We start from the raw sequence: 11,020 nt of genomic DNA, 5'->3' as shown, positions 1-11,020 counted from the left end.
ACTACCTTGAAAAACGCCGTTAGTGGTAGAGTAAATGAATAGTAATTACTAGATGATAAGGCGAATAAATGAAAGGGTTTAATATAAGGACTAACATTGATGATATGGATTTTGACACGGTTTATCAGTGTCTTTCTCAAAGTTACTGGGCGAAAGCGTCCCAAGGTCGACGCTTCGAAAAGCAATAATGAACTCATTTTGTTTTGGGCTATTCAATGAGCAAGAAAAGCAAGTTGGGTTTGCGCGGCTAATTACGGACAAAGCGACGTTTGCTTATTTAGCCGATGTGTTTATTCTGGAGTCGCATCGAGGAATGGGCTTAAGTAAATGGCTCGCAGAAATAATCGTTAAGCATCCTGAATCACAGGGGCTTAGGCGAATAGTGCTAGCCACGAAAGATGCGCATGGGCTGTATGCCCAAATGTGGCTTTAAATCGATAGAAAGCCCTGAAATGCTGATCAAATTTGGCAACCAAATATTTACAGTGATTGAGCTATTTAAAGTTTAAATTAGATTGACCTATTTAGAAAGCTATCGTTATTGTAAATCCATTACTTACAGTATCAATTATGGTCAAAAACCATGAATATCATAGTTTTTTTAGTCTATGTTGATACGAACAGCCGTACTTACGAAACAGTATATGTGGCCTTAATCTAAGACTCGGTGCAAGGCTTTTGTGTAAACATCATCTAAAAAAGCCACCTAAAAATTATACTCACGTCAGGACTTGTCACATTATCTTGCATATATTGATTGACTCTTAAGCTGTATATAAGTGGCCATACAGCTTTGCTAATTCTGCAAGTAAGGAAATAAATATTAAAGTTATTTTTACGCCAGTTCTATTGTTACTTTCTGCGTGTGTTGTAACTGATGACAATAACAATCAGGGTAATTTACCGGCGTTAAAAGGGCCTTATTTAGGACAAGAGCCACCGAGTCTTATATCCCAGATATTTGCATCAGGCTAAGTTGCGACACGACATCGTGACTTTAGTGGCTCGTTCACGCCAGATATGACAGAGTTTTACTTTTCCCGACGAAATGTTGATACGGGAAAATGGTGGTTAATCCGCTTCAAATTAGAAAAAATCAATGGAAAGAGTCTGTTGTAGGTCCTAGGGTAGGGAGGCCAACACTTGCATCTGATGGCAATACCATGCATTTGGGGAGCCAATATATGACGCGTACATCAAGTGGTTGGTCAACTGTGAAAAGTTTGGGGAAGCTGTTTGATCGCGATGATTGGGGGATCATGCGTTTATCATCATCAATACAAGGGACTTATATATTTGACGATTATGAAAACCACGACGTATTGCGAATATCTGAGATGAAAAACGGTCAACGTCAACCGCCTAAGTTATTACCCTCACATATTAATTCAGGTAAGTGGACTGCCCATCCTTTTATCGCAGCAGATGGATCATACTTGATATGGGACAGTGAAAAGGCGGATGGTTTTGGAGATAAAGATCTCTATATTAGCTTTCTCCACAGTGATGGTTCATGGGGGAATGCGGTTAATTTAGGGAAAACAATAAATACTAAATCAATGGAGGCAAGTGCTTATGTTTCACCCGATGGTAAATATCTATTTTTAATAGAAGCCCATTAGTAGATAAAGAGGGTGAAGATCCGCAAGGTGATATCTATTGGGTAAGTGCACAGATTATTGACCAACTTAAGGCAGAATCATTAACACCAGAATAGAGAACATACATATTATGAGCGATAAGAAAGTTTATGTTGAGTGTTTTTAAACTGAGTCGTGTTTAATCGTCTTTAGTGTGTGGGTTTTCAGTTAGGTTTGCTATCATCCGAGCTTAGTTAATTTATATATTCATATTTGGAATGTTTTTATGAAGAAGTTGTCTGCTGTGCAAAAGAAGCAACAAGCGGTTGTATTAGAAGTTGCTGACAAATTAGAAGAGCAAGCTCGCGCAGAGATCCCGGGTATGTTGCAATGCTGGTTTAGTATGGAATATCACTTGTTTCCAAGCTCATTGTTGCTAAGGTTTCAATTCGACAGCGAAGAAATGTTACTAAGTGCTAAACCAGATCTTTTAAAGTGGCAAAAATTGTTAAGCGCAGCAATGATGAAAAAGGGGGTCGTGCTAAAGAATATGCGTTTGCATCTGGTGTTTACCCTTGAAGGCCCCGAAGACTAATTTGACGTGTTAAAGTGTAACTTAATAAAGAGCCGTTTTTGGCTCTTTATTCGTTTGTGCCTTGAAAAGTCTATCGTGTAATTTCGCCTCTTAGGCTATCTTGCATCAAGTGCCTAACGGTTTCGAGTTCTAACTCTTGGCTAAATAAGTAATGTAGCTTAGCAATACAGGCTTCTAGGGTCATATCGTAGCCACTAATAACACCGCAGTTTATTAATGCATTCCCTGTTGCATAACCCCCCATATTCACTTGGCCTTGTATACACTGGGTTAAGTTTATCAACACCACGCCTCTATCATAAGCGGCTTTGAGTGAATCTAAAAATAGCTGCTGCTGAGGTGCGTTACCTACACCAAAGCTCAGCAAGATCAGTGCTCGAATATCGCCGCAAAGAATATTGTTGATGATGTCTATATTAATACCAGGGTAGAGGTAAAGTACACCAATTGGTTGTGGCGTTATGGGGGTGACTTGTAAAGCCTGCTCGACATAAGGGCTTAACTTACCTTCTTTTAACTTAATACTGATCCCAGATTGTGCCAGTGGTTGTAAATTAGGCGATGAGAACGCATCAAAACCGTCTGCATGGGCTTTCGTTGCCCGGTTGCCCCTAAACAGCTTGTTATTAAAAAATAGGCTAACTTCTGCTATTGGGTAATTGGCGGCTAAATACATGGCATTGAGTAAATTGACTTGTCCGTCAGAGCGCAACTGAGAAAGGGGGATTTGAGATCCTGTTACGATAACGGGTTTGGTCAAATTCTCAAACATAAATGACAAGGCTGATGCTGTGTAAGCCATGGTGTCTGTGCCATGAAGTACCACAAAACCATCATATTGATCGTATTTTGCTTTAATATCATCAGCAATGATCTGCCAATGATAAGGCGACATGTCTGAAGAGTCGATTAACGGGCTGTATTCATGAATATCAAATAACGGCATTTCTTCACGGGTAAACTCTGCGTTGTTTTTTACCGTTTCAGTCAGGTAGCCTTCCGCAGGAATGTAACCACGGCTTGATTGTTTCATACCAATTGTACCGCCGGTATAGGCGATGTATATTTTTTTTCTTTTCATGTAAAAAAGCCCAGAATCTATTCTGGGCTTAGTATATCAATTGTCACTGCTGATTGCAGCGGCTGTTCAATAGGTTATCTGGCATGTTATACATTGAGTATAAATACCATTGGGGTCGTTCATGTTTGAAAGCGTTGATAAATGACGTTCTAAATCAGTACTTACTTGCCCTAGGTTTCGCTCTATTAATTTCAATAAGTTCGACTGTGGCGCTATAGCATTGAGTGTTTCTTTGACCATTGCATTGCCAAAAATTTCACGCAGTAACATCTCTTTTTCAGATAGAGTTTGCTCTATCGTGATGACATCGTAGAAATCTAAGTTAGCAAGCTTTGCTGCGGCACTAATTGCGTCTTGTTTATTTCCTAAGTTATCAATTAAGCCAAACTCTTTTGCTTGTGTTGCCGTCCATACGCGACCTTGGGCAACTTTATCAACTGCTGCTTTTTCTAATCCTCGTGAATGAGCAACAACACTGATAAATTTGTCGTAAGCGTTTTCTACACCCAATTGGAAGACTTGAGCTAATTGCGGATTTAAACCACGAGAAAGAGAAATATCATGAAGCTCTGTGGTCGCAACCCCATCTGAATAGACTCCTAGGTCGTTTAATGCGTTTTCAAATGTCATAAACAAACCAAATACACCAATTGATCCCGTAATTGTGCTCGGCGATGCCCATATCTCATTTGCTGATGCCGCAATCCAGTAACCACCAGAGGCAGCAACAGAACCCATAGAGGCAACGACCGGTTTACCTGCGTCTTTAATTGCAAGTATTTCATTACGAATGATCTCTGAAGCAAACATGCTGCCACCACCTGAGTCAATACGTAACACAACTGCTTTTACTTTATCATCAAGCCGTGCTTTTTTTAGTAAAGCTGCAGTCGATTCTCCGCCAATTTTGCCTGCTTTTTGTTTTCCGTCAACAATATTGCCTCGAGCAATAATTACAGCGACTTTTTCGGTTACTGGATTTACAAAGTCGATTGGGGGTTTAATGAAACTTAGATATTCAGTAAAGCTAATTTGTTTAAAGCTTTTACCGGATTTATTTTCACCGACTAACGCTATGAGCTCTTGTTGGATCTGTTGATCAGTTTTTAATTCATCCACCCAACCATTTGCCAGTGCGTACTGTGCATAATCACCTTCAACTTGTTCCATTTTACTGAGGTAGTCAGTAATAGTTTCATCAAAGTTGGAGTCGCTAAATTGTCTTGCTGCAATAATGTCTAGTTTATACTGTGACCAAAGCTCATTAAGCCATAGCTTTTTTGCCTCTTTTGCAGGCTCAGACATATCATTTCTAATAAAAGGCTCAACAGCTGATTTAAAAGTTCCTACACGAAATATATGCTGTGTGACTTTTAGTTTTTCGAGCGCATCTTTAAAATAAAGAGGGTATGAAGCGTATCCGCGGATATCAATGCCACCATAGGGGTGAAGTGATATTGCATCAGCTTTAGATGCTAAATAGTATTGACCTTGAGAGTAGTATGCACCATGTGCTAAAACCTTTTTCCCAGATTCTTTAAATTCGTCAATAGTGTCGGCAATTGTGCGAAGCTTATCTAAGTGCCCACTGCGTAAGTGTTTTAAATCGAGCAGCAATACCTGAATACGTTCGTCATCTTTCGCTGCCTTGATAACGCGAACAACATCGTCTAGCAAAATCTCTTTTGGTTGTTTATTAGAACTGGTTGCATCGCTTAGTGCCGCATCGAAGGGGTCAATGTAGGTCAACTCTTCAACCAAAGAACCTTCCAAATTCAATCTTAAGACACTATTTTCATTTATAATAATTTCATCACCATCGCTAGATACGCCAATAATTAAAGCAGCGATGATACCTAGAAATAGTAGATTCAAGATAAGACGGCGAGAAAAATTAAGGCCGTGCCATAGCCCTTTAAAACACTTAACAATTAAATTCAAAATCAGCCCTCATTCAATGTACAGGAGTACCTAAAGTATTCTCTATTGTTAATAATACCCTAGATTATATAAAGGTGTAATCATTAAAACGTAACGAAGTATTAAAGACGCACCATTGCGTAATAAATTCACGATCTAACAAGAAAATGTCCCAGAAAATGGCAAAAAAGTGTTCTACAAATAATTTACTTTGTTAATACACTTGCTAATTCATAGAAAATTGATAATGTTGCACAGGTTAGACCAGTTAGCCGGGGCAGGTAATGTTAGAAAAAAAATTAGAATTAAAGCACACTCAACTACGTAATCGTTTAGTCATGGGGTCAATGCATACAGGGTTAGAAGAGGGATGGCATAATCGAAAAAGGTTAAGCGCATTTTATGAAGCTCGTGCGAAAGGTGGCACTGGTCTTATCATAACGGGTGGTTATAGCCCAAATATCAGGGGTAAGTTAACGCCAATTGCCTCGTCCTTTAATAGTTATTATGATGTAGTTAAGCATCGAGCTTATACTGACGCCGCGCACAAACATGATGCTAAAATATGTTTACAATTACTTCATGCAGGTCGATACGCATACCATCCGTTTAATGTAGCTCCCAGTGCGATTAAAGCACCAATCAACCCCTATAAGCCGAAAAACATGTCAGTGGGCATGATCAAAAGTACCATTAAGGATTTTGCGCGTTCAGCAAAGCTTGCTGAACAAGCAGGCTACGATGGTGTTGAAGTGATGGGGTCTGAGGGGTACTTAATTAATGAGTTTATGGCCAATCATACCAATAAACGCAGCGATGAGTACGGTGGCAATCTTCAAAATAGAATGCGCCTTGCTGTTGAAATAGTCAGGGCAGTTAGAAAGCAAGTTTCGGATAGGTTTTTAATTATTTTCAGATTGTCAGTCATGGATTTGGTACCAAATGGTTCTACACCAGAGGAAGTGACAGAGCAAGCCTTAGCGTTAGAAGCTGCTGGTGTTGACATATTAAATACAGGCATTGGTTGGCATGAAGCCAGAGTTCCTACTATTGCGAGTATGGTACCACCAGGCGCATTCAAAGAAGCGTCGAAGCGACTGAAAGATGTGGTAAGTATTCCTGTTATTGCTGTTAACAGGATCAACACACCAGATATCGCTAATGGTATTTTAGAAGATGAAAATGCAGACTTAATATCAATGGCACGGCCGCTTCTCGCAGATCCAGAGTTTTTTAATAAGTACAAAAATGGCAGCAGTGACCAAATCAATATTTGCATTGGCTGTAATCAAGGGTGTTTAGACCACGTATTCAAAGGAAAACGCGCCACATGCTTAGTTAATCCGCAAGCTGGGTTTGAATTAGATTACCCGTTAGCATTAACCACAAACGCTAAAAAAGTACTGGTTGTGGGAGCTGGTCCTGCGGGGCTTGCAGCGAGCTATTATTTAGCTAAAAAAGGTCACACAGTGACGCTTATTGATAAAAATAGTCATGCCGGTGGGCAATTTAATTTGGCCATGCAGATCCCTGGTAAAGAAGACTTTAAAAAAACCTTAGCTTTTTATCTTTCTGAGATAAAGAGATTGAACGTTGCCTTAGAATTAGACACGTCGTTTGAGGAAAGCATGGTTACTCAATACGATGACATTGTGTTTGCTACAGGGGTCACCCCTCGGTTATCGCCAATCAAGTGCTCGGATGAAAAACAAGTTTTTGCTTACGATCAAGTCATTCGAGGTGAAGTTGAGCTGGGTGAGCGGATCGCAATTTTGGGCGCGGGCGGCATAGGGTTTGATATGGTTGCATTTTTAACTGAAACGTCAGACCAATCAATAGATAGCTTTAAATCTCAGTGGGGCATAGAGTGTGAGCCAGCGTGTGAAAAAGATCCAAGGAAACTGTATATGTTAAAGCGCAGCGCCGGTAGGTTTGGTAGTGACCTCGGTAAAACAACGGGTTGGATCCACCGTCAGGTGGCAAAACATCATGGCGTTGAACAAATTGCAGGGTGTGAATATGTCGCCTTTTCAAATGAAGGTTTGTTAGTACGGGTGAATGGTGAAGAGCAATTGTTAGATGTTGACACTGTGATCGCATGCATTGGCCAAGTTTCTAATGATAGGTTATTTGATAAAGAAGCGTTACCCGATAATCATCACGTCATTGGTGGTGCAAAGCTTGCCAGTGCTATTGATGCAAAGCGTGCCATATATGAAGCATTGCAAGTTGCGAGAAAGATATAAGGATAAACTAATACATTTTATCTTTATTCTGATGCAATAAAAGTTTTCAAAATGCGGTCTACACTGATAACTAAGTTTTAATACTCACTATCAAAAGGCCGCACATGCTGTTAAAAATTCACGCCATTTATCAACTTACCTTAAAAAAGCTTGAAGTATTAGATGGGATCCCTCCGCTCCTTTTTAGATTGATCCTCGCACCCGTTATGATCATTGCAGGCTTTAACAAACTCAATTTATCGAATGAGCAAATGATTTTTCCTAACACCTTATTGGCTGACCCTAATGTTGTTAACTGGTTTGGTAATAGTGATTGGGGGCTTGGCTTACCATTTCCTGACTTGTTGGCTTTTCTCGCTGGCTGGTCTGAGTTTTTAGGTGGATGGTTAATACTTATTGGTTTATTTACTCGACTCGCGGCCATACCTCTGTTGTTTACCATGTTTATTGCGGCGACTACGGTGCATTGGCACAATGGGTGGTTTGCGATTGCGCCAACTAATCCAGATACCAGTGCAGCTCAAGTATTAGAGTGGCTAAGTATTCCAGGTGCTCAAGCGAGCTTAGATAACAGTTTAGAAGTAGGAGAGCGGCTTGATAAAATAAAAGGGATTGTGCAAGAACATGGGTTCCCTGATTACTTGTATGAAAAAGGGTCTATTGCGGTAATCAATAACGGAATTGAATTTGCTGCACTATATTTTGCCATGTTATTGAGCTTAATATTTGTAGGCGGTGGAAGGTACTTTAGTATCGATTACTGGTTAAAAAAGTTACTAACTAAAGAGTCTTAATACTCAATAAATTAATGGCTTATGGTGCGTTATCGTAGCTCAATAAACTATATGGTGGTATCCTAAACAACAATCGTTTCTAATAAAGGTTGGTTTTAATGGATGCCATCGAACTTTTAACTACAAGGCAATCAGATAGTAATTTATCGTTTCCTGGTCCTTCAGCTGAACAGCTTGAAATAATAAAAAAAGCGGCGTTAAAAGTCCCTGATCATGGTGGGCTAAAACCATGGCGGTTTATTGTGGTAGAGGAGCAAGCCAGAGATAAATTAGGTGAAATATACTACCAAGCTGCGGTTGCCGAAGGGAAAGAAGAACGCGTAGTGGATCGAGCAAAGGCGTTGCCACAAAGAGCGCCCATGCTGATCATTGCCATTAGTCCATATCAAGAACACCCGAAAGTTCCCCGTATTGAACAAATTGAAAGTGCCGCATGTAGTGTATTTGCGATGCAACAAGCTGCGTTTGCACAACGATTGTCGGGTGTATGGCGCACTGGCTACTTTGCTCAGAGCCCTAAGGTTAAATCTTTGCTCGGCTTAGATGAGCGTGACGAAATTGTGGGTTACTTGTACTTGGGTACACCTACTGTGGCATGTACTAAACCAATTAGGCATTCGCCTGATGAGTTTTTTGTGTCATTGTAAAGGCTTAACGTCTGTAATGGGTTGAGTACATTTTGCCCATTACAGTGTCATATATAACATTGTCCGTATCATTTTTAATTGCCTTAAACACACCTTTGCTAAAATATCTTATAGAAATACCTTATAATAATGTCATAAATTATAAAATGGACTGTCTTTATGGCATTACACATCATTGACCACCCACTTGTGCAACATAAACTTGCGTTACTGCGTGAGCAAGGGATCAGTACTAAAAGTTTTCGAGAGTTAGTATCTGAAGTGGGCACTTTACTCACATACGAAGCAACTAAAAGTCTCCCGCTAGAAACTCAGACCATAAAAAGCTGGGAGGGAAGTGATATTCAGGTATCTAAGCTGCAAGGTAAAAAAATTACGGTGGTGCCAATACTCAGAGCTGGTTTAGGTATGATGGATGGCGTCATGGAATTGATCCCGGCGGCTAAGGTCAGTGTGGTTGGCTTGCAGCGAAATGAACAAACACTTGAGCCGGTTCCATACTTTGAAAAGCTGGTGGGTAAAATTGATGAACGCTTGAGTTTGGTTATTGATCCAATGCTTGCTACAGGTGGGTCTTTGATAGCGACCATTGATATGTTAAAAGAAGCAGGGTGCAAACAGATTAAAGCAGTTATTTTAGTGGCGGCCCCTGAAGGGGTGGAAGCAACCTTAAACGCTCACCCTGACGTTGAAATTTATACTGCGTCGTTAGATAGCCATCTCAATGAACACGGGTATATCGTACCTGGCCTTGGGGATGCTGGTGACAAAATATTTGGCACCCTAGGTTAGTACAATCACCTTAAATTGAACAAGTTTCAGTTTAAGGTGATTTAAGTATAGCTCAGCCTTTACAATCAAATATATTGAAAGTCGCTGCTTAGTAAAGCCAGTATATGTATATGGTATGTGTCACCTAGGTTCGTCCTGTTGCCTATGATTTAACATAGGCTTATATGATATGAAATTCAGCTTCCAATCCATCCATAACACATTTCAATCTCACCAATAGTAACAACTACATCAACGTTGTGTTTAACTTAATTAGAGTAGGCATAGTCATGCGCAAGATTATGCTTACGCAACACACATACATGAATATAATTCTCTTTATTGTGTGTAGATTATTTATCAGAATAAGTTTTAGGTAGTTAGCTTATACACTTCAGAGGTCAGGATGAACTTAGTTGCAGTAAATGAGGCACATTTAGCGACAATAATGAATTGGTTTGATGATGTGCAATCTACCAAAGAGTGGGCAGGGCCTCAATTTCCCTACCCTTATGATAGAACATCATTTAAAGACAGCTTGAGCCTGGATAAAGTTCCCTCATACGTACTCATTAATGAAGATGAGGAATGTGTTGCTTTTGGCCAAGTATACGAACGGCTTGGACGTTGCCATTTGGGCCGCCTTGCCGTATCACCGGATCACAGGGGGACTGGTGTTGCCAGTATTTTAATCGACAGCCTAATAACACGTGGTTTAGAGTTGACACATACAACAAGCGCATCGCTCTTTGTCGTTACTCATAATTTTAGTGCTATTAGAGCATACGAAAAAGCTGGTTTTCGATTTTCTGCCTACCCGGGTACCATCCCATACGATAATTGCCTCTTTATGCTTAAGTCAGAATAAATCCTCGAATTCTTATAATAAGTGCGATATCAATTAAAGAAAATACCATGGAAACCTTACTGGCTGTATTATTATTTGCGATTTCTTCTTCTATTACGCCTGGACCAAACAATATCATGGTTATGACGTCTGGGGTAAATTTTGGCATGCGCAAAAGTATTCCACTGCTCGTAGGCATATGTTTTGGCTTTGCAGTTATGATTATTATCGTAGGGTTTGGTTTTGGTGAGCTATTTAAGATATTTCCAGCTTTGCAATTATGGATAAAATGCATTAGTACACTGTACTTAATATATTTAAGTTTGTTGATTGCTTGCTCGTATAGTGAGTTGCAAAGTGCTGTGCAACAACGTCCGCTAACTTTTTTGCATGGTGCACTATTTCAATGGGTAAACGCAAAGGCTTGGGCAGTCGCAATGGGCGCGATTGTGGCTTTTACTAATAGCGGAACAGACTATGCTTATGAAAATATGCTGGTGGCTACTGTATTTTTAGCTGTGTGTAGTGGTCAATCATTT

The 11,020-nt window shown here is 40.0% G+C and carries 11 protein-coding genes; 9 read left to right on the top strand and 2 right to left on the bottom strand.

Features of this window, described 5'->3' with window-relative positions:
* The first annotated feature begins 187 nt into the window (after positions 1-187).
* The 3 genes from CWC18_RS22030 to CWC18_RS20540 all read left to right on the top strand — a co-directional run bounded on the left by CWC18_RS22030 (position 188) and on the right by CWC18_RS20540 (position 2,175).
* Positions 188-433, top strand: coding sequence for a GNAT family N-acetyltransferase (locus tag CWC18_RS22030; protein ID WP_432760767.1), 246 nt, complete (start codon positions 188-190; stop codon positions 431-433).
* 631 nt (positions 434-1,064) lie between these two features.
* The gene (locus CWC18_RS21660) at positions 1,065-1,622 is read left to right on the top strand and encodes a hypothetical protein (protein WP_249930162.1); all 558 of its coding nucleotides are present in this window, start codon (positions 1,065-1,067) and stop codon (positions 1,620-1,622) included.
* 244 nt (positions 1,623-1,866) lie between these two features.
* The gene (locus CWC18_RS20540; RefSeq protein ID WP_119860317.1) at positions 1,867-2,175 is read left to right on the top strand and encodes a hypothetical protein; all 309 of its coding nucleotides are present in this window, start codon (positions 1,867-1,869) and stop codon (positions 2,173-2,175) included.
* Between the two features lie 70 nt (positions 2,176-2,245).
* Here CWC18_RS20540 and ansA read toward each other — a convergent pair whose 3' ends face one another.
* Positions 2,246-3,256 (bottom strand): asparaginase, encoded by a 1,011-nt coding sequence (ansA, locus tag CWC18_RS20535; protein WP_138592941.1) that lies wholly within the window; start codon positions 3,254-3,256, stop codon positions 2,246-2,248.
* Between the two features lie 66 nt (positions 3,257-3,322).
* Positions 3,323-5,197 (bottom strand): signal peptide peptidase SppA, encoded by a 1,875-nt coding sequence (gene sppA / locus CWC18_RS20530; protein ID WP_138592942.1) that lies wholly within the window; start codon positions 5,195-5,197, stop codon positions 3,323-3,325.
* A 263-nt stretch (positions 5,198-5,460) separates the two neighbouring features.
* On the opposite strand from sppA, the gene CWC18_RS20525 reads away from it, so the two are divergent.
* From CWC18_RS20525 to CWC18_RS20500, 6 genes are all read left to right on the top strand, one after another.
* On the top strand, positions 5,461-7,422 hold the full coding sequence (locus CWC18_RS20525; protein WP_138592943.1) for an FAD-dependent oxidoreductase: 1,962 nt from the start codon (positions 5,461-5,463) through the stop codon (positions 7,420-7,422).
* A 104-nt stretch (positions 7,423-7,526) separates the two neighbouring features.
* Positions 7,527-8,216, top strand: coding sequence for an HvfX family Cu-binding RiPP maturation protein (locus CWC18_RS20520; RefSeq protein WP_138676026.1), 690 nt, complete (start codon positions 7,527-7,529; stop codon positions 8,214-8,216).
* Between the two features lie 98 nt (positions 8,217-8,314).
* Complete coding sequence (locus CWC18_RS20515) at positions 8,315-8,863, top strand: NAD(P)H nitroreductase (protein WP_138592945.1); 549 nt, start codon at positions 8,315-8,317, stop codon at positions 8,861-8,863.
* A gap of 159 nt (positions 8,864-9,022) precedes the next feature.
* The gene (gene upp, locus CWC18_RS20510) at positions 9,023-9,655 is read left to right on the top strand and encodes a uracil phosphoribosyltransferase (RefSeq protein ID WP_138592946.1); all 633 of its coding nucleotides are present in this window, start codon (positions 9,023-9,025) and stop codon (positions 9,653-9,655) included.
* Between the two features lie 385 nt (positions 9,656-10,040).
* Entirely contained in the window at positions 10,041-10,502 is a 462-nt protein-coding gene (locus CWC18_RS20505) for a GNAT family N-acetyltransferase (RefSeq protein ID WP_138676025.1), read from the top strand.
* Between the two features lie 47 nt (positions 10,503-10,549).
* Positions 10,550-11,020: LysE family translocator (locus CWC18_RS20500; protein WP_138676024.1), on the top strand; the 471-nt coding region annotated here is incomplete at its 3' end.

The organism is Pseudoalteromonas aurantia (assembly GCF_005886875.1).
Taxonomy (GTDB): Bacteria; Pseudomonadota; Gammaproteobacteria; order Enterobacterales; family Alteromonadaceae; genus Pseudoalteromonas; species Pseudoalteromonas aurantia_A.
The sequence above is the reverse complement of the archived record's forward strand: the minus strand, read 5'-3'. Positions and strand labels throughout refer to the sequence as shown.